We start from the raw sequence: 23,957 nt of genomic DNA on the forward strand, positions 1-23,957 counted from the left end.
GGATGAACACTCCCATCACCGGCGCGACACCCAAGGCCGGCGGCGTGTTGGAGGGCGCGGTGATCGCGGTCGCCGGCGCCGGCGGCCCGGCCGGCCAGGCCACCCTGCTGCGCCTGGCCCAGGCCGGCGCCACCGTGGTCGCCGCCGACGCCGACCCGGCCCGGCTCGCCGAGGGGGTGGACGCCGCCCGCTTCGCGCACGGCGGCGCCACCGTCGTCGGCGACACCGTCGATCTGCTGCACCTGGACGCGACCCGCGCCTGGGCCGCGAAGATCGAGGACGAGTACGGGCGGATCGACGGCCTGGTGCACCTGGTCGGCGGCTGGCGCGGCTCGGCCGGCTTCGCCGAGACCGACCTCGCCGACTGGACGCTGCTGCACGACCTGCTGGTGCGCACCGTCCAGCACACCTCGCTCGCCTTCCACGCCCCGCTGGCCCGCTCGGGCAACGGCCGCTACGTGCTGATCAGCGCCGCCGGCGCCAGCCGGCCGACCGCGGGCAACGCCGCGTACGCCGCCGCCAAGGCCGCCGCCGAGGCGTGGACGCTGGCCCTGGCCGACGACTACCGGAAGGCCGCCGAGGACGACGCCCCGCCGCCGGCCGCCGCCACCGTGCTGGTGATCAAGGCCCTGGTCACCGAGGCGATGCGGGCCGAGAAGCCGAACGCCAAGTTCGCCGGCTTCACCGACGTCGCCGAACTCGCCGACGCCGTCAGCCGGTTGTGGACCACCCCGACCCAGGAAGTGAACGGAAACCGCCTGTGGCTCACCCCGAAGCCCTGACCGACCCGCCCGCCACCCCGGGAGAGACCGACGCCCGCCGCCGGCACGACCCGACGGCCCGCGGCTTCGCCTCCGACAACTACTCGGGCGCCCACCCCGAGGTGCTCGCCGCCCTGGCCCTGGCCAACGGCGGCCACCAGTCCGCCTACGGCGCGGACGTCTACACCGAGCACCTCGGCGAGATCTTCCGCCGCCACTTCGGGCCGCGCGCCGAGGTCTACCCGGTCTTCAACGGCACCGGCGCCAACGTCGTCGGCCTCCAGGCGCTCACCGACCGCTGGGGCGCGGTGATCAGCACCACCACCGCGCACATCCACGTGGACGAGGGCGGCGCCCCCGAGCGGGTCGGCGGACTCAAGCTGCTGCCCGTGCCCACCCCGGACGGCAAGCTCACCCCCGAGCTGGTCGCCCGGGAGGCGCACGGCTTCGAGGACGAGCACCGTGCCATGCCGCAGGTCGTCTCGCTGACCCAGAGCACCGAGCTGGGCACCGTCTACACGCCGGACGAGATCGCCGCCGTCGCCGAGTTCGCCCACGCCCGGGGGATGGCCGTGCACCTGGACGGCGCCCGGCTGGCCAACGCGGCGGCGGCGCTCGACCTGCCGCCGGCGGCGTTCACCACGGACGTCGGCGTGGACGTGCTCTCCTTCGGCGGCGCCAAGAACGGGCTGGTCTTCGGCGAGGCCGTGGTGGTGCTCAACCCCGAGCGGGTCCGCGCCATGCTCCACATCCGCAAGCTGTCCATGCAGCTGGCCAGCAAGATGCGCTTCGTCTCCGCGCAGTTCGAGGCGCTGCTCGCCGGCGACCTGTGGCTGCGCGGCGCCCGGCACGCCAACGCGATGGCCCGCCGGCTGGCCGACGGCGTCGCCGAGGTGGACGGCGTGACCGTCAGCTATCCGGTCCAGGCCAACGCGGTCTTCGCCCGGCTGCCGCAGGAGACCAGCCGCCGCCTGATGAAGCGCTACCCGTTCTACTTCTGGAACGAGGCGGCCGGCGAGGTGCGTTGGATGTGTACCTTCGACACCACCGAGGCGGACGTGGACGGCTTTCTCGCCGCGCTCCGCGAGGAGCTGGAACGCTGACCCGGCGGCGCCCGGCCGGCCTCAGGACCGGCCGGCCGCCGGCGGCGCGCCGCCGCCCAGGTGCGCCGGCAGCCACCAGGCGTCCTCGGGCTTCTCCGGCTTGTCCGGGTAGGCGCGCTGCGCCGCGTCCAGCAGCTCGTGCACCCGCTCCCGCAGCCGCTCCGTGAGGTTGGCCGCCGGCTCCTCCGGCTCCGGCACCAGCGGCTTGCCGATCCGGATGGTGATCGGGATGTGGTTGCGCCGCAGGTCGCGCTTGCGGCCCTTGGTCCACAGCCGCTGGGTGCCCCAGAGCGCGACCGGTAGCAGCGGCACCCCGGCCTCCTGCGCCATCCGCGCGGCCCCCGACTTGAACCGGCGCAGCGTGAACGAGGGCGAGATCGTCGCCTCGGGGAAGACCCCGACGATCTCGCCGGAGCGCAGCGCGGACAGGGCCGGGGCGAACGCCTGGTCGCCGCGGGCGCGGTCCACCGGGATGTGCTTCATGGCGCGCATCAGCGGGCCCGAGACCTTGTGTTTGAAGATCGACTCCTTGGCCATGAAGCGCACCAGGCGCTTGGCCGGCCGGGCCGCGAAGCCGGCGAAGACGAAGTCCAGGTAGCCGATGTGGTTGCTGGCCAGGACCGCGCCGCCCTGCCGCGGCACATGCTCGACGCCGGTGATGTCAAAGCGCAGGTCGAGCACCTTGAACATGGTCCGCGCGGTGGCGACGACCGGCGGGTACACGAACTCTGCCATGGGAGGGACCTCTTTCGAAGCGGCAACCTACGCCACCGTAACTTCTGGGGTGGCCCGATCGTGCCCGAAAGCCGCTGCGAACGCCAGCCCGGGGCCGGTCTCGTGGCCTGGACCCGCTCCCGGGTCGGCCCCCGCGCCACGGGAGTTGGGGTGGCCGGCGCGCTCCGGAAAACTTCCTCTGGCAGGCTGTCTGACAGGGGCCTTCCGGGGCCCGCCCGACGCAGGGAGGGACGAGCGCGATGACGGACCCGTCGGAGCCGGCGGCCGACCGCCTCGACGCGGCGACGCTGGGCGTCGGGCCGCTGGGGGAGCGGGCCACCCTGCTGCACTTCGGCACCGCCTTCTGCCAGCCCTGCCGGGCCACCAGGGCGGTGCTGGCCGACGTCGCCGGCATGGTGGCGGGCGTGGCCCACCTGGAGATCGACGCCGAGGCCCGGCTCGACCTGGTCCGCGCCCTCGGCGTCACGGGCACCCCCACCGTGCTGGTGCTCGACGCGGCGGGACGCGTGGTCCGCCGGGCGGCTGGGCAGCCTCGACGCGTGGACGTGATCGCGGCGCTGGGCGCGGCGATCGAGGCGTGACCAGCAACGGGGTCGGGTGCCAAGCGGGTTGGCCATGTCACAGTGCGACATCCTTGCCCGCAGGGGATATCCTCTAGTGTACTGGCGAGTAACTACCGGGTTGATCTTGCCAGTGCCCGTTGCGGACCGACTAGCTGTAGGAGAGCCGGCGTGAGCTTGAAGATCGTTGTCTGTGTGAAGTACGTACCCGACGCGACGGGCGACCGCGGCTTCACCGAGGACCTGACCACCGACCGGGAGGCCGTGGACGGCCTGCTGTCGGAGCTGGACGAGTACGCGGTCGAGCAGGCCCTGCGGATCGCGGAGGAGGCCGACGACGCCGAGGTCACCGTCGTGACCGCCGGCCCGGAGGACGCCAACGACGCGCTCCGCAAGGCGCTGTCCATGGGCGCCGACAAGGCCGTGCACGTCGAGGACGAGGACGTGGTCGGCAGCGATGTCATGGCCACCTCGCTGGTGCTGGCCAAGGCCATCGAGCACGTCGGCTACGACCTGGTGGTCTGCGGGATGTCCTCCACCGACGGCGCCATGGGCGTGCTGCCGGCGCTGCTCGCCGAGCGGCTCCGGGTGCCCCAGGTGACGCTGCTGTCCGAGCTGTCCGTGGCCGAGGGCAAGGTCGCCGGCCGGCGGGACGGGGACGCCGCCACGGAGCGGCTGGAGGCCGCGCTGCCCGCCGTCGTCTCGGTCACCGACCAGTCGGGCGAGGCCCGTTACCCCTCCTTCAAGGGGATCATGGCGGCCAAGAAGAAGCCGGTGGAGAGCCTGGACCTGGAGGACCTGGAGATCGAGGCCGAGGAGGTCGGCCTGGCCGGGGCCTGGACCACGGTCGAGTCCGCCACCCCGCGCCCGGCCCGCACCGCGGGCGAGGTCGTCACCGACGAGGGCGACGGCGCCAAGCGGCTGGCCGCCTTCCTCGCCGAGCGCAAGTTCGTCTGAGCGCGCCGCGTCGCCACCGGACGCGGCCGACCGCGTCCGCCCCGCCCGCCCGTAGTTCGCATCCCGCTGGAGAACGCACCCATGGCTGAAATCCTCGTCTACGTCGACCACCTGGACGGCACCGTCCGCAAGCCCACCCTGGAGCTGCTGACCCTGGCCCGCCGGCTCGGCGACCCCGTCGCCGTCCACCTGGGCCCGGGCGCCGAGGCGGCCGCGGCCGTCCTCGGCGAGCACGGCGCGACCCGGGTGCTGGCCGCCGACGCGCCGGAGTTCACCGACTACCTGGTGGCGCCGAAGGTCGACGCCCTGCAGGCCGCCGTCGCCGCCGTCTCCCCGGCCGCCGTGCTGGTCCCCTCCTCCGCCGAGGGCAAGGAGATCGCCGCCCGCCTCGCGCTGCGCCTGGAGTCCGGGCTGCTCACCGACGCGGTGGACGTCACCGCGGGCGACGAGGGCCCGGTGGTCAGCCAGTCGGTCTTCGCCGCCGCCTTCACCACCACCTCCCGGGTCACCCACGGCACCCCGGTGATCACCGTCAAGCCCAACGCGGTGGCCCCCGAGGCGGCCCAGGCGGCCGGCGCCGTCGAGGAGTTGGCGGTCTCCTTCGGCCCGCTGGCCACCGGCACCAAGGTGGTCTCCCGCACCCCGCGCGAGGCCTCCGGGCGGCCCGAGCTGACCGAGGCCGCGATCGTGGTCTCCGGCGGGCGCGGCGTCAACGGCGCGGAGAACTTCGCGGTCATCGAGGCGCTCGCCGACTCCCTCGGCGCCGCGGTCGGCGCCTCCCGCGCGGCGGTGGACGCCGGCTGGTACCCGCACTCCGCGCAGGTCGGCCAGACCGGCAAGACGGTCTCCCCGCAGCTCTACGTGGCCGCGGGCATCTCCGGCGCCATCCAGCACCGGGCCGGGATGCAGACGTCCAAGACCATCGTCGCCATCAACAAGGACGCCGAGGCGCCCATCTTCGAGCTGGTCGACTACGGCGTGGTGGGCGACCTCTTCGAGGTCGTCCCCGCCCTCACCGAGGAGGTGCGGGCCCGCAAGGGCTGACCCTCCGCGGCGGCGACGGGCGAACGGCGCCGCGCCCGGGTCGGGCGCGGCGCCGTGGCCGTCAGGTGACGGTGGCCGGGGCGGCCGTCGCCGGGCGCCGTCGTCGCCACCGGGCGGCGCTCGTGGTCCTGGCCCGCGCCGGGGCGGGCGCCGTGCGGGCCGCCCGACCGGCGCGCCGGTCGGCCTCCAACTCCGAGACGGCCGGCGGCGGGCCGCTGCCGTCGTCCGCGTACTGGTGACTGACCGCCCAGGCCGCCAACAGGTGGTGGTACTCCATGATGGTCTCCTCTACGTCGAGGTCAGGGTGGGACTTCTCCACCCGCCCACCAGCCTCGGCCACGCCGTTTACGGGGCCTTTGCCCCGCGATCAAGCCTCCGTGGCGATCCGTGGTCGCCCGATGAACGCGGCGTGACACGGCCCGTCCCGTGTTTCCGGCGGCCACCGCGCGAGGCCCCAACCCCCCACCCCGACCGGTTTTCCGGGCTCCCGCCCCCGGGCGAGCGCGCCCTCCCGACCCCGGTTCCCGACGCCGGCTCCCGACCCCACTTCTCGACCCACGAGCTTTCGACGAGCGAGTTTTCGACCACCGAGGAACGCACCCGAGGAACGCACCCGAAGGATGGGGAACCCATGACGCCCGGCGCCCGGCCCGCGCACAGCCTGCCGAACACCGTCCACGCCGAACTCGACCAGGCGCTGGCCGCCGTGGACGCCGAGTTGGACCGCCGCTACCCGGGTGACCCCGGCGACCGGCAGCCCGTGCACACCGTCTACGTGCCCGCCGACCGCTACACCGCCGACACCCCCGCCGACTGGGGCCGCGCCGCGCTCGCCCTGCTGGACCAACACGCCCCGGACGCCGCCTCGTTCGCCGCCGCCGTCGGGGCGCCGGCCGGCCCGGCCGAGGGGGCCGAGGCGGCCGAACAGTACGCCCGGGTGCGCGCCAAGCTCGCCGACGAGCCGGTCGAGGACCTGCGGATCGACTTCGAGGACGGCTTCGCCCCCCGGCCGGCCGCCGAGGAGGAGGCGGTCGCCGCCGACGCCGCCCACCAGCTGGCCGCCGCCGTGGCCGGCGGGCAGGCGCCGCCGTTCGCCGGCATCCGCTGCCAGTCCCTGGAGGCGGCCGTCCGGGACCGCGCGGTGCGGGTGCTGGACGTCTTCCTCAGCACACTGCTCAGCCACGGGCCACTGCCCGCCGGGCTGCGGCTCACCCTGCCCAAGGTCAGCCACCCCGGGCAGGCCACCGCGATGGCCGGGCTCTGCGCCGCGCTGGAGCGCGCCCTGGGCCTGCCCGAAGGCCGGCTCCGCTTCGAGATCCAGGTCGAGACCCCGGCCGCCGTGCTCGGCCCGGACGGCACGGCCACCGTCGCCCGGCTGCTGGACGCCACCGAGGGACGGCTGACCGGCCTGCACTACGGCACCTTCGACTACAGCGCGGCGCTCGGCATCAGCGCTGCCCACCAGGCCCCCGACCACCCGGCCGCCGACCACGCCAAGGCCGTGATGCAGCTGGCCGCCGCCGGCACCGGGGTGCGGCTCTCCGACGGCTCAACCCAGGTGCTGCCGGTCGGCCCGCCCGAGCGGGTGCGGGCCGCCTGGCACACCCACCACCGGCTGGTCACCCGCGCCCTGGCCCGTGGCTACTACCAGGGCTGGGACATGCACCCCGGCCACCTGCCGACCCGCTACGCCGCCGTGTACGCCTTCTACCGCGCCGGCCTGCCGGACGCGGCCGGCCGGTTGGCCGACTACGCGGCCGGCACCCAGGGCGCGTTGCTCGACGAGCCGGCCACCGCCCGCGCGCTCGCCGGCTTCCTGCTCCGCGGGCTGCGCTGCGGCGCGCTGGCGGCGGCCGAAGTCACCGGGCGCACCGGGCTCACGCTGGAGCGCGTGACCGAGTACGCCGCGCCCCGTCCTGCCTCCGGCGCACGATGATCGGACTGGACAACTGTGCTCCTACCGGCCAGGCTTTCCGCTCATGACCACTGATCTTGTCGCCGCCGTTGATATCGGCGGCACCAAAATCGCCGGTGCGCTGGTCACCGGCGAGGGGGAACTGCTCCACCGCGTGCAACGGCCCACCCCGGCCCGGGAGTCGGCCGCCGACGTGCTGCGAGCGGTGACCGACGTGGTCACCCACCTCACCGACACCGCCGACTGGGCCAGGGTCCGCTCCCTCGGCATCGGCAGCGCCGGCCCGCTGGACGCCAGGCTCGGCACCGTGAGCCCGGTCAACATCCCCAACTGGCGGGAGTTCCCGCTGGTCGACGGCGTCCGCAAGGTCGTCGGCGAACTGCCCGTCACGCTGGTCGGGGACGGCGCCGCTATCGCTGCCGGGGAACACTGGCTGGGCGCGGCCAGGGGCCGGCGCAACGCGCTGTGCATGGTGGTCTCCACCGGCGTCGGCGGCGGGCTGATCGTGGCCGACCGGCTCTACGCCGGGCCGACCGGCAACGCCGGCCACATCGGCCACATCAGCGTGGACTTCAACGGCGACCGTTGTCCCTGCGGCGGACGCGGCTGCGTGGAGCGGATCGCCAGCGGCACCAACATCGCCCGGTACGCGCTGGCCGCCGGCTGGCGGCCGGCCGAGCCGGGCGGCGACGCCACGGCCGCCGGAGTGGCCGCCGCGGCGGCGGCCGGCGATCCGATCGCGCTGGAGGCCTTCGACCGCTCGGCCCGCGCGCTGGCCGCCGGCATCGCCGCCACCGCGACGCTGGTGGAGATCGAGACGGTGGTGATCGGCGGCGGCGTCAGCCAGTCGGGCGAGGTGCTCTTCGCCCCGGTGCGGCGGGCGTTGGCCGAGTACGCCACGCTGCCGTTCGTCCAGGGCATCGAGCTGGTCCCGGCCCAACTGGGCACGGACGCCGGCCTGGTGGGGGCGGCGGCCGTCTGCTGGCAGGAGTAGGACGACGTTTTTGCCCCGGGGTGCAGCGGGCAACTGATCCTCGGACGACGAAGGAGGGGGTTCGTGATCATCTGGCTCAACGGCGCGTTCGGTGCCGGCAAGACCACGGCGGCCCACGAGCTGCTCCATCTGCTGCCGGGCAGCACGTTGTTCGAGCCGGAGCTGATCGGCGACCAGCTGCGCGGGCTGCTGCCCAAGGAGCGGCTGGCCGAGGTGGACGACTACCAGGACCTGCCCGCGTGGCGGAGCCTGGTGGTCGACACCGCCTCGGCCCTGCTGGCCGAGGTGCCGGGCCCGCTGATCACCCCGCTGAGCCTGCTGAGCCAGGCCTACCGGGACGAGATCTTCGGTGGGCTGGCCGCCCGCCGCATCCCGGTGCTGCACTTCCTGCTCCAGACTGAAGAAACGTTCCTCCGGGCGCGGATCGAGCAGCGCGCCGCCGAGGACGGCGAGGCCGTCCGCACCCGCTGCCTGGCCCGCCTCCCCGACTACGACGCCGCCCTGCCGTGGCTGACCGGCGACGCCCACCCCGTCGCCGCCTCCCGGCTGACCCCACGCCAGACCGCGGAGGCCCTGGCCGAGGGCGTCCGCCGGGGCGACGGCGCCCGGACCATCGTGCAGACCGCGCCGCCCAAGGCGGCGACGCTGGCCGCCGGCGTCCTCTTCTTCGACGACCTGGACCGGGTCCTGCTGGTCGATCCGACGTACAAGTCCGGCTGGGAGTTCCCCGGCGGCGTCGTCGAGGCCGGCGAGGCGCCCACCCTGGCCGCCGCCCGCGAGGTGATCGAGGAGCTGGGCCTGCGCCTGGAGACCGAACCGACCCCGCTGGTGGTGGACTGGGAGCCGCCGGGGCCGCGCAGCTTCGGCGGTATCCGGCTGCTCTTCGACGGCGGGCTGCTGCCCACCGAACGGTGCTCCGGCCTGCGGCTGCCCGCCGACGAACTTCGCGACTGGCGGTTCGTCACCGAGACCGAGGCCGCGACGCTGCTGCGCCCCGGCGGCCTCGCCCGGCTCCGCGCCGCGCTGCGCGCCCGCGCCCTGGGCCACCCGCTCTACCTGGAGCGCGGCCAGCCGGTCGGCGGCTGACCCCGGCCCGCCCGGGCCCGTTCACCGGCCGCCGCCCCGCCCGCCGCCGGCCGGCTGGAATCGCGCGCCACCCGCACTCGGCCTAGCGTGGTGCCGACGGCCCCAGAACGGGGGAGGACTCCCCACGAGCGGTGACCCTCATGCGCCTTCCCGACCCACCCCCGCCGGACCAGGACCCCTGGCCGGACGAGCCGATGGGCTGGGGCACCAAGGCGGTCCTCGGCCTGCTGGCCGGCACGGTCGTCCTCGGACTGACCATCATGGCCGGCGCCCTGCACGGCGAGGCCGGCCCGCCCCAGCCCGCCACCGGTGGCACCGCCAGCGCCCCGCCCACCGGCGCCGCGGGGCCCGTCGGCCAGTCCGAACCCACCTGGGTCACCATCCCGGCCATCGACGTGGACGCCCCGCTCACCTCCGTCGGACTCGACCCGGAGGGCTGGGTCGACGCCCCACCGCAGGAGGTGCCCAACCTCGCCGGCTGGTACCGGGACGCCGCCTCCCCGGGCGCCGCCGGCACCGCCGTCCTGGTCGGCCACGTGGACAACGCCGCCGGCCCGGCCGTCTTCTACGGGCTCGGAGAGCTGCGCCCCGGCGACACCGTGGACGTGGTCAGGGAGGACGGCCGCGAGGTGACGTTCACCGTCTACGAGACGGCCATCTACGACAAGTACCAACTCCCCGAGCGGGTCTACCAGGACACCGAGCGCCCCGAGCTGCGCCTGATCACCTGCGGCGGCGACTTCGAGCCCGGCACCGGCGGCTACCGCGCCAACGTCGTCGTCTACGCCACCCTCACCGGCACCACCTGACGCGAACGGCCCAGGCCACTAACCCGTTCGCCGTCCCTGGGGTGTTGCCCAACCGGCGCCGTGTTTCTGTCGGAAGGCGAGCAGCGCGCCACCCGCGCACCGGCGACGAAGGAGTCCTTCCATGAGCAGCACACGGACCGCGCGGACCGCCCTGGCCGCCACCGCCCTGGCCAGCACCGCGCTGCTGACCGCCGCGCCGGCCGCCCTCGCCGTGGACGACCCGGCGCCCGCGCAGCTGGTCGACTTCGGCTACAGCGTCTCGCCCGGCACCGTCCGCCCCGGCGGCGCCGTCGACCTCACCGTCACCGGCTGCACCGACGACGAGGCCACCGCCGAGTCCCCCGTCTTCGACCGGGTGGTGCTCGGCATCCCCGGCGAACTCCAGAGCGCCCGCACCACGGTGGACACCGACGCCCGGCGGGGCGCCCAGTACGACGTGATCTTCACCTGCGGCGCGCAGAGCGCAGCCGCCCGACTGGTCATCGCCGAGGCAACCACCAGCCCGACCCCGACCACGACGCCGACCGCGGCGGCCACCTCGACGGCCAAGCCGAGCCTCGGCGCGCAGGCCGGCGTCGGCGGCAGCCAGTCCGGCGTCGCCCCCATGGTGCTCGCCGGCGCCGGCCTGACCATCGCCTCGGTGGCCGGCGCCGCCATGCTGGTCCGCCGCCGGGCCGCCCGCCACTGAGCCCTGGCCGGGCGGCTCGGCGGGCTGCCCCCTGGGGGCAGCCGGCGGGCGGCGGGTAGCGGTCAGCGGGCGGGGGGTGCCGGGGAACGGAAGGCCGCCCTCGGTCAGATCCTCGGGCGCCACCACCGGCGGCCTGGAACGAGCGGGCCGCGGAGCGGGCCCGGCCCGCTCCGCGGACCTGCTCGACACCGCCGGCCGGGCGCTTCGGCCTTCGGCCGGACCGGCCCTGTGCCGGTCGCCGCCCGCTGCCTGCCGCTCCCGGCCTCCGGCCGGATCGGCCGTGTGTCGGGCGCGGTGCCGGCGCTGCCGAAGATCCCGCCGGTCTGGTTGTTGGCTTTGGCCGTCAGCCAGTCGATCGGTGGTCGGGCGCCGGCTGGTTCCCGCGCCGTGCGCTCCGGGGTCTCGGAGCGTGTCGCCGCCGTCCGGTCTCGGCTCCGCGACGGGGAGCCGCCGCCCACGTCGGTCCGGCCGTTGCTCCGCTGCCCCAACCGCCGGACCGGCCTCCCGCCGGCCCGTCCCGGCTTCGCCGGACCGGTCGTTGTCCTCTGCGGGGCGGCGGGGCAACGGGGGAGGCCGGTCCGGCCGCACCTCCGGTAGGACCGGCTTCCCGCCGGGCCTGGTTCGGCTTCGCTGGACTGCCCTCCCGCCGGATCCGGTTCGGACTTCGCCGATCGGCCGTCGTCCTCTGCCGGCTTGCCGGCCGGCGCCGAAGGCGTCCGCCCGCCGGGCGGCGGCCGAACGCGTCGCGGTCGTCTCGGCCCCGGCTTCGCCGGTCTTGCACCGCCGGTCCGGCTGCCGGGCCAGCTGGCGGGCCTGCCGGCTGGCGCCGGGCGCCGGGCCGGCTCCCGCGCCGGAGGCGCCCGCCCGCTGGCCGGCCGCCGAACGCGTCGCGGCCGTCCCGGCCCCGGCTTCGCCGGAGCCGCTCCGGCGGCGACGGTCAGGTCGTCGTCGTGATGGACTCCGCGTAGCGGGTCAGGAAGAGGGCCTCGGCCAGGGACATGCGGCGGAGCTCGTCGGGGGAGACGCTCTCGTCCACCGCGTGGATGCGGGCCGCCGCGTCGCTCAGCCCGATCATCAGCACCTCGGCCGCCGGGTACAGCCCGCCCAGCGTCGCCGTCAGCGGGATCGAGCCGCCCTGGCCGATCACCGCCATCTCCACCCCGTCGTAGGCGTCCCGCATGGCCGAGGCCATCGAGGCGTACGCCGGGCTGGTCACGTCCGCGCGGAACGCCTGCCCCTCGCCCTGCTGCTCGATCGTCACCCTGGCCCCCCACGGCGCGTGCGCCCGCAGGTGCTCGGCGACCAGCTCACCCACCGGGCCGGCCACCATCCCCGGCGGCACCCGCACGCTGACCAGCGCCCGGGCGCTGGCCTGCACCGAGGGCGTGGCCCCGACCACCGGCGGGCAGTCGATGCCCACCACCGTGATCGCGGGCCGCGCCCACAGCCGGTCGGCGACCGCGCCCGAGCCGACCAGCCGCACCCCGTCCAGCACCCCGGCGTCCGCCCGGAACGCCCCCTCCTCGTACGCCGTGCCGGCCCACGCGCCGTCCACGGCCAGGCCGTCCACCGCCACGTCGCCCTCGGCGTCGTGCAGCGAGCCCAGCATTCGCACCAGCGCGGCCAGCGCGTCCGGGGCCGCCCCGCCGAAGGCGCCCGAGTGCAGGTTCCCCGCCAGCGTCTCGACCCGGACGTCCAGCGCCACCATCCCGCGCAGGCTGGCCGTCACCGTCGGCTGCCCGGCCCGGACGTTCCCCGTGTCGCCGATCAGCAGCACGTCCGCCGCCAGCAGCTCCGGGTGTGCCTCGGCGTACCGCTCCAGGCCGCCCGTGCCCTGCTCCTCCGAGCCCTCCACGATGACCTTGACGCCCACCGGTATGTCGCCCTGGGCGCGCAGCGCCCGCAGCGCCAGCAGGTGCATCAGCACCCCGCCCTTGCAGTCCGCCGCGCCCCGGCCGTACCAGCGGCCGTCCCGCTCGGTCAGCTCGAACGGCGGCGACGTCCAGGCCGCCTCGTCCAGCGGGGGCTGCACGTCGTAGTGCGCGTAGAGCAGCACCGTCGGCGCGCCGGCCGGGCCCGGCAGATGGCCGAAGACCGACTCGGTGCCGTCCGGGGTCTCCAGGATCCGCACCTCGGGGAAGCCCTCGGCACGCAGCGCGTCCGCCACCCAGCGGGCCGCCGCCTGGCACTCGGCCGGCGGGAACTGCTGCGGGTCGGCCACCGAACGGAAGGCGACCAGCTCGGCCAACTCCGCCCGGGCCCGCGGCAGGGCGGCGTCGATCGTCTCGGCCAGGGCGGCGTGCTGCGGGGTGAGCGGCATGGAACTCTCCTTGGGCCGGGCGCGGTCAGCGGCCCGGAACGACCCTCGTGCGGCGTCGGCACACGGCACCGGAGACCGTGCCCGAACAACGGTGCGACCGATGATGTCACAGGGCACCGACACCGCCGCCCACCCACGGCCACCCGCCGATGACGACGAATTAGGATGCTGAACGGCGAGGCAAGAAGACCGTAACGGGGAGCACGGGCACAACGTGAGCAGCGAGAACGAAGCCGAGGACCGCATCGTCTGGGACGTCGTCGTGGTGGGGGCCGGCCCCGCCGGCGCCTCCGCGGCCCGCGCCGCGGCCGAGGGCGGCCGACGCGTCCTGCTCCTGGAGAAGGCCGAGCTGCCCCGCTACAAGACCTGCGGCGGTGGCATCCTCGGCCCCAGCCGGGACGCGCTGCCGCCCGGTTTCGAACTCCCCCTGATGGACCGGGTGCACGCCGTCACCTTCGCTCACAACGGCCGGCTGGCCCGCACCCGCCGCTCCAAGCGGATGCTCTTCGGGCTGGTCAACCGCCCCGAGTTCGACCAGCGGCTGGCCGAGGCCGCCGTCAAGGCCGGCGCCGAGCTGCGCACCGGGGTCACCGTCTCCCGGGTCGAGCAGCACGGCCCAGCGGTGCCCGACCGGCGCACCGTCGCCGTGGTGCTGGCCGGCGGCGAGACGGTGCTGGCCCGGGCCGTGGTCGGCGCGGACGGCAGCGCCAGCCGGATAGGGGCGCACGTCGGGGTCCGGCTGGACCAGGTCGACCTGGGCCTGGAGGCGGAGATCCCGGTGCCGCCGGAGGTGGCCGCCGACTGGCGCGGCCGGGTCCTGATCGACTGGGGCCCGCTGCCCGGCTCCTACGGCTGGGTCTTCCCCAAGGGCGACGTGCTCACCGTCGGGGTGATCTCCGCCCGCGGTGAGGGCGCGGCCACCAAGCAGTACCTGGAGGACTTCATCGGCCGCCTGGGCCTGGCCGGATTCGAGCCGGCCATCTCCTCGGGACACCTGACCCGCTGCCGCACCGACGACTCCCCGCTCTCCCGGGGCCGGGTCCTGGTCTGCGGCGACGCGGCCGGGCTGCTGGAGCCGTGGACGCGGGAGGGCATCTCCTTCGCGCTGCGCTCCGGCCGGCTGGCCGGCCAGTGGGCGGTGCGGATCGCCGAGTCCGCCGACGCGGTCGACGCCCGCCGGCAGGCCCTCAACTACACCTTCGCCATCAAGTCGGGACTCGGCGTGGAGATGGGCGTGGGCCGCCGGATGCTGGCCATCTTCTCCCGCCGGCCGCGGCTGCTGCACACCACGCTGGTCGGCTTCCGTCCGGCCTGGGTCGCGTTCACCCAGGTCACCCGGGGTTCGACCACGCTGGCCGGGCTGGTCCGCACGCACCCGCTGGCGCGCCGCGCGATGAGCGCGCTGGACCGCCGGCCGGAGGATCAGGAGACCAGCGACGAGTCGGGGGAGAGAGCCGGGTCCTGACGCAGCACCCGCTGGTGCAGCTGGCGCAGCTCGGGCCCCGGGTCACAGCCCAGCTCGCGCGCCATCCGCCGACGGGTCTCCTCGTAGGTCAGCAGCGCGTCCGCCGACCGGCCACTGCGGTAGAGCGCCAGCATCAGCAGCCACACCAGCCGCTCCCGCAGCGGGTGCGCCGCGACCTGCCGCATCAGCTCGTGCACGCACGCGTGGTGCCGGCCGCCCAGCACGGCCGCCTCCATCCGGATCTCCAGCACCGTCAGCCGCTTCTCCGCCCAGCGCATCCGCTCGGCGGCCAGCACCGGGCCGGCCAGCCCCTCGGCGAACTCCCCGCGCCACAGCGCCTCGGCGCGCGCCGCCAGCGCGTCGGCCCGCGCCAGGTCACCGGCGTCCCTGGCCGCCACCGCCCGCGCCAGCAGCGCCCGCCGGTCGGCCAGGTCGTCGATCGCCAGGCCGGTCAGCTGGTACCCGCTGCCGGTCCACCGGGGCCCGGCCCCCTCGCCCAGCGCCCGCCGGATGCCGGAGACGTACTTCTGCACCAGGTTGCGCACCTGTGCCGGCGGGCGGCTGCCCCAGACCGCGTCCACCAGCGCCTCGAAGGTGATCGGCCGGCCCTCCTGGAGCAACAGCACGGCCAGCACCGCCCGTTGCCTGGGCGGGCCGAGCGGCAGCTCCACACCGTCGCGCAAGACCCGTATCGGCCCGAGCAGTTCACCACGTACCGCGTCCGCCATGCCACCGAGCCTAACGCGGCGCCCGCCCTGACCGGACCGCGGAACGGGCCGGCCGGTCAGCCGGTCGGCCCGGACCGCAGGTGGTCCCGCAGGCGACGGGCCACCTGCCCCATCAGCGCCTCCGCGCCCGGCTGCCGGCTGGCCGGCACCCGCGACTCGGTCAGCGCGGCCACCGCGTAGGCCCGCCCGTCGGCGTGCTCCACGACGCCCACCTCGTGCCGCAGGTTGAGCAGCGTCCCGGTCTTCGACGACCAGGTGGTGAGGTCCGAGGTGAAGTCGGGGGCCAGCCGCTGCCGCAGCAGGTTGTTGGCCAGCAGCTCGCGCAGCCGGGTGGCCACCTCGGGCCGGATCGGGCTCGGCTCGCCGGCATGGGCGCCGGTCGCGTCGGCCTCGTCCGGGCCGGCCCGCCAGATCGCCTGGAGCAGGTCGACGAAGGCGCGCGCGGTGCCGGTGTTGGCGCGGGAGATGTCCAGCTGCGGCACCCGGTGCCCGCGCCCCGGGGTGCCGGCGTCGATCGCCAGGGCGTGCGCCAGGTGCGCGTCCGCCGCGTCGAACCGTTCGGCCGGGGTGTCGACCAGCTCGCCCGTCCGGTGCCGGACGGTGATCCCGCGCACCCCGAGCCGGTCCAGCACCGCCGCCACCTCGGCCGGCGGGGTCAGCCGGAAGAGCGCGCCGGCGGCCGCCTCGTCGCTGATGCAGACCGCGAGGTAGAGCAGGTCGTCCACGGCGATGTGGGCCGGGTGCCGGAACCGGCTCATGCCGGTCGGCCCGAACGTGGTGATCCGACCCGGCGGCACCTCAAGCACCGTCGCGCCGTCCAACTCGCCCAGCGCGACCCGCTCCAGCGTCGCCAGCGCCAGCGGCACCTTCACCAGCGAGGCGGTCGGGAACTCGATGTCCGGGCCGATGCCCACCTCGTCGCCGGTCCCCAGGTCCCGGACCAGGAACGAGCCGTGCAGCCCGGCGTCCCGCAGCTCCCGGCCCAACTCGCGCAGCAGCCGTCCGGTGGCCCCCGCGCCGCCCGTCGTCCCCATGACTCCGCCCACTCCCGTGTGTCCGACTCCGGTCTTGCCGACTCCCGGCCGCCCGCCGCTCACGCCGCCGCCTCCCGCGCGCCCAGGCAGCCGGCGATGCCGGCCGCGCACGCCACCCCGAGCAGCGCCGCCTCCGGGTCCGAGGCGTCCGCCACCGCCAGCGTGAACCCCCTGGCCAGCTCCGGCGCCTCGCCCACCGGCCGCCAGCGCAGGCCCAGTTCGGCGGCCTGCGCCGGCGAGCAGAGCAGCGCGTCGCCCCGGCCCAGCACCTCCCCGGCCGCCGCCGCCACCCCGTGCGCGCCGGCCAGCTGTGCCGGCCGCAGCCCGACCGCGTCCCGCAGCCGGGCCAGCCCGTCCCTGATGTGCGGCACGTCGTCCTCCGTCTGCAACCAGATCCGGCGGGCCCGCTGGTCGCGGTCGGTCCGGCCGGGCCGCAACGTGTCCAGGTAGAGCGGGCCGTCGTCCGCGCCGTCCGTGACCGCCAGGCCGAGCGGCACCGTCCAGGCGGCCTCGACGGCCGGTGTCGCCAGCAGCGCGGCCCGCACCTGCCGGGTCCGCACCAGCTCGGCGCGCTCGGCCGGGGCGGCCGGGCGCGGGTCGAGCAGCAGGCCGGCGCCGTGCGCCGCCGCGATCAGCCGGGCCAACGGACCGGCGCCGCAGGTGTCCGGCACGGCCAGCCGCAGCGGGCCGCGCCGCGCCTCCTCCGCCTCGTGCTCCAGCCGGTCGGCCAGCCGCACCAGGCTGGTGGCCAGCGGCAGCATGTCGCGGCCGAACGGGGTGAGCGTCGCGGCCCGCGCGGTCCGCTCCAACAGCCGCCCGCCCAGGTGCCGTTCGAGGGCGGCGACCCGGCGGCTGGCGACGGACTGCGCCATCCGGGCCGCCGCCGCGCCGACGGTGAAACTCCCGCGCTCGCTCACCGTCACGAAGGCGCGGCACGCTCCGACCAGATCCATGGCCGGGCATTATGCCAACTCGGCATGGGACGGCGCGTTCGCGTCTTGGACCGTGGCCGGTGCCTGGCCCCAGAGTGGGCGCTGGCCAGGAGATTCTCCCCAGAACAGTGGAGGGACGCGCATGACGCCCCATGCCCGAAAGCGAAGAACGGCCTACGCGGCCGGCGGGTTGGCGCTGGTCGCCGCGCTGCTGGCGGTGGCCGTGCTGGTGCTGCGCCCCGGCGGCGCCGCGGACGGCGCGACGGCCGACGAACGGGCGGCGACCGCCGGCGCCGAGCGCTTCCTCGACGCCTGGGCGGCCGGCGAGCTGCCCCGGGCGGCCCGGTTCACCGACGACCCCGAGGCGGCGCTCTCGCTGCTGACCTCCGTCCGGGACAACACCCGCCCGGAGGCGCTCGACCTCGAACTCGCCGGCCCGCCCGTGCCGGCCCCGTCCGACGCCCACCGGGACGCGTTCGCCGTCCCCTTCACCGCCACCTTCACGCTGCCCGGCCTGGGCGCCTGGAGCTACCCGTCGACGGTGCCGGTACACCCGCCGGCCGACGACGCGGGCGGCGCCGGCTGGCAGGTCGCCTGGGAGCCGGCACTGGTCCACCCCGAGCTGGCCGCGGGGCAGACCCTGGTGCTCACCACCGACCGGCCGGAGCGGGCCCCGATCCTGGCCGCCGACGGCCAGGAGCTGGCCGGCCCCGCCACCGTCTGGGACCTCGGCGTCCGCCCCGCCGACCTCACCGAGCCGGCCGCCGCCTGGGCCGCGATCGACGCGCTGGACGTCGGCGTCGACACCGAGGCGCTGGCCGACCGGGTGGCCGCCGCCGAGCCGGACGGGGTGGTCTCCGTGGTGACCGTGCGGGACGCCGTCTTCCGCGACCACGAGGCCGAGCTGCGGGCCGTCGCCGGGCTGGAGGCGGTCTCCGCCACCCGGACGGTGGCGCACGCCGCCCGCTCCCTGGTGGGCGCGCTCGACCCGGACACCGGCGCCGGTGCCTCCGGGCTCCAGGAACGGTACGACGCCCAGCTGTCCGGCGCCGTCGGGGCCGCCGTGGTCATCGCTGACCGGGCCTCGGGCGCGGCGGTGGCGACCCTCGACGAGGGGCCGGCCGGCGCCCCCGGCAGCCCCCTGCTGACGACCATCGACCCGGAGGTCCAACGGGCCGCCGAGGACGCGCTGGCGGCGACCGGCCGGGAGGGCTCCATCGTGGCGATCCAGCCGTCCACCGGCCACGTGCTGGCCGCCGCCGACGCGCCGGCCGACGGTTTCAACCGCTCGCTCCAGGGCCGGCTGGCCCCCGGCTCCACCTTCAAGATCGTCACCACGGCGGCCCTGCTGGAGGCCGGCGCCACCCCGGACGAGGTGCTCGGCTGCCCCCGCACGGTCACCGTGAACGGCCAGTCCTTCGAGAACCAGGACGAGTTCGAGCTCGGCCCCGACACCACCCTGCGCGAGACGTTCACCGCCTCCTGCAACACCGCTTACATCGACCACCTGGACCGGTTCGCCCACGACACCCTGAGCACCACCGCCCAGGCGTTCGGCGTCGGCGCCGAATGGACCGTCGGGGCCGCCACCTTCGACGGCGCGGTGCCCGTCACGGCGGACGCCAACCAGCTGGCCGCCTCGCTGATCGGCCAGGCCGAGGTGCAGGCCAGCCCGCTGGTGGTGGCCTCCATGGCGGCCACCGTCGCCGAGGGCGGCTTCCGGCAGCCCGTGCTGGTGCCCGACGCCGTCGAGACGCCCCACCAGGCGCCGGCCGCCCTCCAGCCGGCGACCGTCGAGGCGCTGCGCGCCATGATGCGCGCCACCGTGACCGACGGCTCCGCCGCCGCCCTGGCCGGCGTCCCCGGCGAGCCGCACGGCAAGACCGGCACCGCCGAGTTCGAGAACGCGGCCGGCGAACTCTCCACCCACGCCTGGCTCACCGGCTACCTCGGCGCGGGCGACCTGGCCTTCGCGGTGGCCCTCGAGGACGGCGGCTCCGGCGGCTCGGACGCCGGCCCGGTCGCCGCCGACTTCCTCAACTCCCTCTGACCGCACGACGAAGCACCCGAAGAACCCCCCGAAGAAGCACCCGACGAACCACCTCACGAAGCCCGTTGAACGGAAGGACACCGCATGACCCACCGCACCCGCCGCGCCCCCTGGCTGGTCGCCCTGCTCGCGCTCGCCGCCGTCCTGCCCGGCTGCTCGGCCACGGCCGACGAGTCGGCCCCGGCCGCCGCGACCGAGTCCACCACCGAGTCGGCCGCCGAACCGCCCCCGGCGGACGCCGCCGACCCCGCCTTCCAGGACCTGGAGCGGTCCTTCGACGCGCGGCTCGGCGTCTACGCGCTGGACACCGGCACCGGCCAGCAGGTCGCCTACCGGGCCGACGAACGGTTCGCCTACGCCTCCACCTTCAAGGCGCTGCTGGCCGGCGCGGTGCTCCGGGAACGCGGCCTGGCCGGCATGGGCGAGGTGGTCGAGTACACGGCGGACGACCTGGTCGACTACTCGCCGGTGACGGAGGACTTCGTCGACGGCGGCATGACGCTGCGCGGCCTGGCCTCCGCCACCCTCTGGTACAGCGACAACACCGCGGCCAACCTGCTCCTCGACGTGCTTGGCGGCCCCGACGGGCTCCAGGACGTGCTGGCCGAACTCGGCGACGACGTCACCGAAGTGGACCGCTACGAGACGGAGTTGAACGAGGCCACGCCGGGCGACACCCGCGACACCAGCACCCCGCGGGCGATGGCAGAGACGCTGCGCGGCTTCCTGCTCGGCGACGCGCTCCCGCCGGCCGAGCGCGAGCTGCTGACCGCCTGGATGGCCACCAACATCACCGGCGACGCGCTGATCAGGGCCGGCGTCCCCGAGGGCTGGGCGGTCGCCGACAAGAGCGGCACCGCCGGCTACGGCGGGCGCAACAACATCGCCGTGCTCTGGCCGGACGACGACGGAGCCCCCATCGTGCTGGCCGTGCTGACCGCCCGTGACACGGCGGACGCGGCCCACGACGACGCCCTGATCGCCGAGGCCGCCACCGTGGCCGTCGAGGCCCTCGGCCGCTGATTCCACCCGCCCCGGTGCCATCGGCCCCGGGGCGGGTAGACCAGCAGCGGGACGCCGGGCGGACAGGGGGACGGTCATGGTCGGGGTGCGGGCAACGGCGCTCGTCGCGGTGCTGCTGGGCGGGTTGTTACTGGGCGGTGGCACCGGCTGTGGGCTGCTGCCCTGGGCCTGCGCCCTCCCGGACCGGCCCGCCGGGCTCGCCGCCCCGGACCTGGTCGGCGACTACACCGGGGACCCGTTCGGCGCCCTCCACCTGGCCGCCGACGGCACCTTCAGGGTCACCGACTGGCAGGGCGAGATACCCCGGGAGCACCGCGACTCGCACCACACGACCCGGGAACGGGAGGAGCGCGAGAGTCGGACCGGCCACGGGGAGTGGACCCTGCACGATCCCGCGTCCCCGTTGGGCGACCTGAGTCTGGACTTCCACCAGCTGGACGGCGTGCTCCGGGAGGACGAGGGGATCTACGACAGGGACCTGGAGGTCGGCGGCAGCACCCCGTCCCCCACGCTCCACCAGTACCTCGGCGACCCGGATCTCTGCGACGTCCTGACGTTCACCCGGTAGCCCCGGCCTCACCGGTTCGGCCCGCCCGCCGCAACTCGACCGCCGTGCCGGTGCGTCGGGCGCCGAAGCCGGCCATCAGCGCGCGGGACGCCGTGTTGGTCTCGTCCACCTCGGTGACCACCTCGCCGACGCCCCGCGCGCGCAGCGGTGCGAACGCCCGGGCCAGCAGGGCCCGGGCCAGGCCGCGCCGGCGGTGCGCCGGTCGGACCCCGACCAGCCCCAGCCGGGGCGGCCGGCCGTCCCGCCGCACCCACACCCGGGCCAGGCCCGCGTAGTCGCCGGTCGCCGCGCAGACCGCCACCGGATAGGTCGAGGCCTCGAACTCCGGGTCCTGGAAGGTCTCCCGCGCGAACGCGGCCGGCTCGTTCCGCCACCCGGAGACGCCCGGCACGTGGCCCCGGAGCCGCTCGTCCAGCACCCGCAGCCGGTCCAGGTCCGCGTCGGCCGCCGAGACGAAGGCGTAGCCGGCCGGCGGGGTCACCGGCCGCTCGGCGCCGATCGGCAGCCGGTAGAGGTGCTCCCGCCGGTGGACGACGAAGCCGCGGGCGGCCAGCTCGTCCGTCGGCGCGGCCTCCAGGTGGACGTCCCGGTCGCCCAACTCGCCCAGCGCGGCGTCGAGTAGCGCCCCGAACGCCGCCGGCGGCCCGTCCCCAGGGAACAGGAAACACCGCCCGTCGGGCCGGACCCGGGCGACCAGCTCGCCCACGACCGCCCCGTCCCGCCGCGCCACCCATCGGCCGCCCGTTCCGCTCACCACGAGGTCCATGGGCTCAACTCTCCGCGCCGCCGGGCGGGTCGTTCCAGCGGATATTCCAGCGCGCGTTCCAGCGGTTGTTCCAGCGCACGTTCCAGTGCCTGGTCAGCGGGGTCGGTCACGGTGACAACTCACCGTTCGAAAGAGGTACTTCCCCGTGATGGCACGACGACAACCCTCCGCCAGGACCGGTCCCCTGACCCGGCTGGGGCGGCTCGCCGTGCGGTGGCCCGGCACGATCCTGTTGGTCGCCGCCGTGCTGCTGCCGCTCTTCGGGGTGCTGGGCGCTGGCGCGCCCGGCGCCCTCCAACTCGCCCGCTGGGACGCGCCCGGCACCGAGTCCGTCCGGGTCCAGGACGTGCTGCGCGAGCAGTACGGCACCGGCAACCCGAATCTGGCGCTGCTGGTCACCGCCAAGGATGGCGACGTGGACGACCCGGCGGTGGTCGCCGAGGGCGACCGGATCGCCGCCGACCTGGCCGACCACCCGATGGTCACCGACGTCACCGCCTACTGGACGGACCGGGACGTCGCGCTGCGCGCCGAGGACGGCGGCCGCGCCCTGGTGCTGGCCAGGCTGGAGGGCGACGCCACCGAGACCCGCGCCGAACTCGCCGACCTCTCGCCCGAGTTGACCTGGGAGAACGAGACGGTCCGGGTCGCGGTCGGCGGCCAGGAGGAGGTCTCCCGGCAGGTCAGCGAGCAGGCCACCGCGGACTTCCTGACCGCCGAGCTGATCGTGCTGCCCACCGTGACGCTGCTGCTGGCCCTGGTCTACCGCCGGACCGTGGCCGCCCTGGTCACCGTCGGCGTGGGCCTGTTCAGCGTGCTGGCCACCCTCACCGGGCTGCGACTGATCGCCCAGTTCACCCCGGTCTCCACCTTCGCCGCCAACCTGGCCCTGGTGCTCGGCCTGGGCCTGGGCATCGACTACTGCCTGTTCGTCATCAACCGCTACCGCGAGGAGCGGGACGCCGGGCTGAGCACCGACGAGGCCGTGGTGCGGGCCGTGGCCGTGGCCGGGCGCACCGTGCTCTTCAGCGGCGTGACGGTGGCCATCTCGCTGGCCACCCTGCTGGTCTTCCCGTTCTTCTTCCTCAGTTCCTTCGCCTACGCCGGGGTGCTGGTGGTGCTCGCCGCGGTCGGCGGCGCCACCGTGCTGCTGCCGGCGGCGCTGGCCCGCTGGGGCCACCGCTTCGACCGTCCGCGGCGCGAGGAGCGGGTGGCCGCCTGGTGGGAGAGCGCCGCCCGGTTCGTGCTGCGGAGGCCGCTGGTCACCGGGCTGGCCGCGCTGGCCGTGCTGCTGCTGGCCGCCTCGCCGGTGCTCGGGCTGCGGTTCGGGCTGCCGGACCAGCGGACGCTGCCGGAGGGCACCTCAAGCCGGGTGGTCGCCGAGGAGACCGCCGAGCACTTCACCGCCGAGCCGACCGACAACATCTTCCTGGTCACCGGACCTGACGCGCGGCTCAGCGCCGCGCACACCGGCGACTACGCCGCCGAACTCTCCCGTCATCCCGGGGCGTTCCAGGTGGTCTCCGCCGTCGGCACGCACCGCGACGGGGAGTTGGCCGAGCCGCCCGGCGCGGCGTCCGAGGCGATGACCGGCGCGGACGGCGGCTCGCTGTTCACCGTGGTGCCCACCCAGCAGGCCATGGCCGGCGACGTGCCGGGCCTGGTCGCCGACCTGCGGGCCGTCCCGGCGCCGGTGCCGACCGAGGTCGGCGGCTACCCGGCCGAGACCACCGACTTCCGCTCCGTGCTGCTCTCCCGGGTGCCGCTGCTGGCCACCCTGGTGCTGGTGGCCACCGCCCTGGTGCTGTTCCTGCTGACCGGCAGCGTGCTGCTGCCCATCAAGGCGACCGTCCTCAACCTGCTGAGCCTGGGCGTGATGTTCGGCGCGCTGGTGTGGATCTTCCAGGACGGCAACTTCTCCGGCGTGCTGGGCTTCACGCCCACCGGCTCCATCGAACCCAGCATCCCGTTGCTGATGTTCTGCGTCGCCTACGGCCTGTCCATGGACTACGAGGTCTTCCTGCTGGCCCGGATCACCGAGGAGCACCGGCGCACCGGCGACACCAACGCCGCCGTCGTCGCCGGCGTGCGCCGCACCGCCCCGCTGATCACCGCGGCGGCCGGCATCCTGGTGGTCACCTTCGCCACCTACGCGACCAGCGGCGTCGTCTTCCTCAAGGAACTCGGCATCGGCACCGCCCTGGTCATCCTGGCGGACGCCACCCTGATCAGGACCGTGCTGCTGCCGGCCACCATGCGGCTGGCCGGCCGCGCCAACTGGTGGGCGCCGCGCCCGCTGCGCCGCTTCCACGACCGGTTCGGCCTGCGTGAGGAGGCGCCGCCGCCGGCCGAACCCGAGCGCGTCCCGGCGGGCGTCGGCATGCCGGCGGCCTGAGGCGGACCGGGCGGCCGCGGGCCG

The 23,957-nt window shown here is 75.8% G+C and carries 22 protein-coding genes; 15 read left to right on the top strand and 7 right to left on the bottom strand.

Going from position 1 to position 23,957, the window contains the following annotated elements; genetic code table 11:
• Positions 1–2: 2 nt before the first annotated feature.
• Positions 3–782 carry an SDR family NAD(P)-dependent oxidoreductase gene (locus tag RM844_RS06585; protein WP_311665818.1) on the top strand — a complete coding sequence of 260 codons (780 nt, stop codon included), beginning with the start codon at positions 3–5 and terminating at the stop codon, positions 780–782.
• On the top strand, positions 761–1,864 hold the full coding sequence (locus RM844_RS06590; RefSeq protein ID WP_311665820.1) for a threonine aldolase family protein: 1,104 nt from the start codon (positions 761–763) through the stop codon (positions 1,862–1,864). The genes RM844_RS06585 and RM844_RS06590 overlap by 22 nt, the downstream gene beginning before the upstream one ends.
• A gap of 21 nt (positions 1,865–1,885) precedes the next feature.
• On the opposite strand, the gene RM844_RS06595 is transcribed toward RM844_RS06590, so the two are convergent.
• A complete protein-coding gene (locus tag RM844_RS06595; protein WP_311665822.1) occupies positions 1,886–2,599 on the bottom strand; it encodes a lysophospholipid acyltransferase family protein in 714 nt (237 codons plus the stop codon).
• Positions 2,600–2,838: 239 nt separating this feature from the next.
• Between RM844_RS06595 and RM844_RS06600 the strand changes: the two genes are divergently transcribed.
• The 3 genes from RM844_RS06600 (at position 2,839) to RM844_RS06610 (ending at position 5,160) form a co-directional block, all read left to right on the top strand.
• Entirely contained in the window at positions 2,839–3,180 is a 342-nt protein-coding gene (locus RM844_RS06600; protein WP_311665824.1) for a TlpA family protein disulfide reductase, read from the top strand.
• Between the two features lie 150 nt (positions 3,181–3,330).
• Positions 3,331–4,116: an electron transfer flavoprotein subunit beta/FixA family protein gene (locus RM844_RS06605; RefSeq protein ID WP_311665826.1), complete on the top strand. Its 786-nt coding sequence runs from the start codon at positions 3,331–3,333 to the stop codon at positions 4,114–4,116.
• Between the two features lie 81 nt (positions 4,117–4,197).
• Complete coding sequence (locus RM844_RS06610) at positions 4,198–5,160, top strand: electron transfer flavoprotein subunit alpha/FixB family protein (RefSeq protein WP_311665828.1); 963 nt, start codon at positions 4,198–4,200, stop codon at positions 5,158–5,160.
• 61 nt (positions 5,161–5,221) lie between these two features.
• On the opposite strand, the gene RM844_RS06615 is transcribed toward RM844_RS06610, so the two are convergent.
• The gene (locus tag RM844_RS06615) at positions 5,222–5,437 is read right to left on the bottom strand and encodes a hypothetical protein (RefSeq protein WP_311665830.1); all 216 of its coding nucleotides are present in this window, start codon (positions 5,435–5,437) and stop codon (positions 5,222–5,224) included.
• 354 nt (positions 5,438–5,791) lie between these two features.
• Between RM844_RS06615 and RM844_RS06620 the strand changes: the two genes are divergently transcribed.
• From RM844_RS06620 to RM844_RS06640, 5 genes are all read left to right on the top strand, one after another.
• Positions 5,792–7,096, top strand: a complete 1,305-nt coding sequence (locus RM844_RS06620; RefSeq protein WP_311665833.1) for a DUF6986 family protein — start codon at positions 5,792–5,794, stop codon at positions 7,094–7,096.
• A gap of 43 nt (positions 7,097–7,139) precedes the next feature.
• On the top strand, positions 7,140–8,069 hold the full coding sequence (locus RM844_RS06625) for an ROK family protein (RefSeq protein WP_311665835.1): 930 nt from the start codon (positions 7,140–7,142) through the stop codon (positions 8,067–8,069).
• A 63-nt stretch (positions 8,070–8,132) separates the two neighbouring features.
• Positions 8,133–9,155, top strand: a complete 1,023-nt coding sequence (locus tag RM844_RS06630; protein WP_311665837.1) for an NUDIX hydrolase — start codon at positions 8,133–8,135, stop codon at positions 9,153–9,155.
• 140 nt (positions 9,156–9,295) lie between these two features.
• Positions 9,296–9,964: a class F sortase gene (locus tag RM844_RS06635; RefSeq protein ID WP_311665839.1), complete on the top strand. Its 669-nt coding sequence runs from the start codon at positions 9,296–9,298 to the stop codon at positions 9,962–9,964.
• 121 nt (positions 9,965–10,085) lie between these two features.
• Positions 10,086–10,652 carry a hypothetical protein gene (locus RM844_RS06640; RefSeq protein ID WP_311665841.1) on the top strand — a complete coding sequence of 189 codons (567 nt, stop codon included), beginning with the start codon at positions 10,086–10,088 and terminating at the stop codon, positions 10,650–10,652.
• A gap of 937 nt (positions 10,653–11,589) precedes the next feature.
• Here the strand turns inward: RM844_RS06640 and RM844_RS06645 are convergent.
• Positions 11,590–12,972, bottom strand: coding sequence for a dipeptidase (locus tag RM844_RS06645; protein ID WP_311665843.1), 1,383 nt, complete (start codon positions 12,970–12,972; stop codon positions 11,590–11,592).
• Positions 12,973–13,186: 214 nt separating this feature from the next.
• Between RM844_RS06645 and RM844_RS06650 the strand changes: the two genes are divergently transcribed.
• The gene (locus RM844_RS06650; RefSeq protein WP_311665845.1) at positions 13,187–14,437 is read left to right on the top strand and encodes a geranylgeranyl reductase family protein; all 1,251 of its coding nucleotides are present in this window, start codon (positions 13,187–13,189) and stop codon (positions 14,435–14,437) included.
• Here the strand turns inward: RM844_RS06650 and RM844_RS06655 are convergent.
• Genes RM844_RS06655 through RM844_RS06665 form a run of 3 tightly spaced genes read right to left on the bottom strand, consistent with a single transcriptional unit; the run spans position 14,395 to position 17,152 of the window.
• Positions 14,395–15,165, bottom strand: a complete 771-nt coding sequence (locus RM844_RS06655) for an AfsR/SARP family transcriptional regulator (protein ID WP_311665847.1) — start codon at positions 15,163–15,165, stop codon at positions 14,395–14,397. The genes RM844_RS06650 and RM844_RS06655 overlap by 43 nt on opposite strands.
• Before the next feature lie 56 nt (positions 15,166–15,221).
• Positions 15,222–16,199: a serine hydrolase gene (locus tag RM844_RS06660; protein ID WP_311665849.1), complete on the bottom strand. Its 978-nt coding sequence runs from the start codon at positions 16,197–16,199 to the stop codon at positions 15,222–15,224.
• 59 nt (positions 16,200–16,258) lie between these two features.
• The gene (locus RM844_RS06665) at positions 16,259–17,152 is read right to left on the bottom strand and encodes a LysR family transcriptional regulator (protein ID WP_311665851.1); all 894 of its coding nucleotides are present in this window, start codon (positions 17,150–17,152) and stop codon (positions 16,259–16,261) included.
• Positions 17,153–17,273: 121 nt separating this feature from the next.
• Between RM844_RS06665 and RM844_RS06670 the strand changes: the two genes are divergently transcribed.
• The 3 genes from RM844_RS06670 to RM844_RS06680 all read left to right on the top strand — a co-directional run bounded on the left by RM844_RS06670 (position 17,274) and on the right by RM844_RS06680 (position 20,772).
• Positions 17,274–19,181 (top strand): penicillin-binding transpeptidase domain-containing protein, encoded by a 1,908-nt coding sequence (locus RM844_RS06670; RefSeq protein WP_311665853.1) that lies wholly within the window; start codon positions 17,274–17,276, stop codon positions 19,179–19,181.
• Between the two features lie 84 nt (positions 19,182–19,265).
• Positions 19,266–20,204 (top strand): class A beta-lactamase, encoded by a 939-nt coding sequence (bla, locus tag RM844_RS06675; RefSeq protein WP_311665855.1) that lies wholly within the window; start codon positions 19,266–19,268, stop codon positions 20,202–20,204.
• A 76-nt stretch (positions 20,205–20,280) separates the two neighbouring features.
• The gene (locus RM844_RS06680; protein WP_311665857.1) at positions 20,281–20,772 is read left to right on the top strand and encodes a hypothetical protein; all 492 of its coding nucleotides are present in this window, start codon (positions 20,281–20,283) and stop codon (positions 20,770–20,772) included.
• Here the strand turns inward: RM844_RS06680 and RM844_RS06685 are convergent.
• Positions 20,762–21,538 (bottom strand): GNAT family N-acetyltransferase, encoded by a 777-nt coding sequence (locus RM844_RS06685; protein ID WP_311665859.1) that lies wholly within the window; start codon positions 21,536–21,538, stop codon positions 20,762–20,764. The genes RM844_RS06680 and RM844_RS06685 overlap by 11 nt on opposite strands.
• A 148-nt stretch (positions 21,539–21,686) precedes the next feature.
• Here RM844_RS06685 and RM844_RS06690 point away from each other — a divergent pair, with 148 nt between their 5' ends.
• Entirely contained in the window at positions 21,687–23,933 is a 2,247-nt protein-coding gene (locus RM844_RS06690; protein ID WP_311665861.1) for an MMPL family transporter, read from the top strand.
• The last annotated feature ends 24 nt before the right edge of the window (positions 23,934–23,957 follow it).

This window comes from Streptomyces chisholmiae, from assembly GCF_031845445.1.
Classification (GTDB): Bacteria; Actinomycetota; Actinomycetes; order Streptomycetales; family Streptomycetaceae; genus Streptomyces; species Streptomyces chisholmiae.

Bases quoted from the DNA above. Each gene is read 5' to 3' on its own strand.
- RM844_RS06655 (WP_311665847.1), bottom strand. From the start codon at position 15,165: ATGGCGGACGCGGTACGTGGTGAACTGCTCGGGCCGATACGGGTCTTG.
- RM844_RS06670 (WP_311665853.1), top strand. From the start codon at position 17,274: ATGACGCCCCATGCCCGAAAGCGAAGAACGGCCTACGCGGCCGGCGGG.
- bla (WP_311665855.1), top strand. From the start codon at position 19,266: ATGACCCACCGCACCCGCCGCGCCCCCTGGCTGGTCGCCCTGCTCGCG.
- RM844_RS06625 (WP_311665835.1), top strand. From the start codon at position 7,140: ATGACCACTGATCTTGTCGCCGCCGTTGATATCGGCGGCACCAAAATC.
- RM844_RS06665 (WP_311665851.1), bottom strand. From the start codon at position 17,152: ATGGATCTGGTCGGAGCGTGCCGCGCCTTCGTGACGGTGAGCGAGCGC.
- RM844_RS06680 (WP_311665857.1), top strand. From the start codon at position 20,281: ATGGTCGGGGTGCGGGCAACGGCGCTCGTCGCGGTGCTGCTGGGCGGG.
- RM844_RS06615 (WP_311665830.1), bottom strand. From the start codon at position 5,437: ATGGAGTACCACCACCTGTTGGCGGCCTGGGCGGTCAGTCACCAGTAC.
- RM844_RS06685 (WP_311665859.1), bottom strand. From the start codon at position 21,538: ATGGACCTCGTGGTGAGCGGAACGGGCGGCCGATGGGTGGCGCGGCGG.
- RM844_RS06600 (WP_311665824.1), top strand. From the start codon at position 2,839: ATGACGGACCCGTCGGAGCCGGCGGCCGACCGCCTCGACGCGGCGACG.
- RM844_RS06620 (WP_311665833.1), top strand. From the start codon at position 5,792: ATGACGCCCGGCGCCCGGCCCGCGCACAGCCTGCCGAACACCGTCCAC.
- RM844_RS06595 (WP_311665822.1), bottom strand. From the start codon at position 2,599: ATGGCAGAGTTCGTGTACCCGCCGGTCGTCGCCACCGCGCGGACCATG.
- RM844_RS06635 (WP_311665839.1), top strand. From the start codon at position 9,296: ATGCGCCTTCCCGACCCACCCCCGCCGGACCAGGACCCCTGGCCGGAC.
- RM844_RS06585 (WP_311665818.1), top strand. From the start codon at position 3: ATGAACACTCCCATCACCGGCGCGACACCCAAGGCCGGCGGCGTGTTG.
- RM844_RS06640 (WP_311665841.1), top strand. From the start codon at position 10,086: ATGAGCAGCACACGGACCGCGCGGACCGCCCTGGCCGCCACCGCCCTG.
- RM844_RS06690 (WP_311665861.1), top strand. From the start codon at position 21,687: ATGGCACGACGACAACCCTCCGCCAGGACCGGTCCCCTGACCCGGCTG.
- RM844_RS06660 (WP_311665849.1), bottom strand. From the start codon at position 16,199: ATGGGGACGACGGGCGGCGCGGGGGCCACCGGACGGCTGCTGCGCGAG.
- RM844_RS06645 (WP_311665843.1), bottom strand. From the start codon at position 12,972: ATGCCGCTCACCCCGCAGCACGCCGCCCTGGCCGAGACGATCGACGCC.
- RM844_RS06610 (WP_311665828.1), top strand. From the start codon at position 4,198: ATGGCTGAAATCCTCGTCTACGTCGACCACCTGGACGGCACCGTCCGC.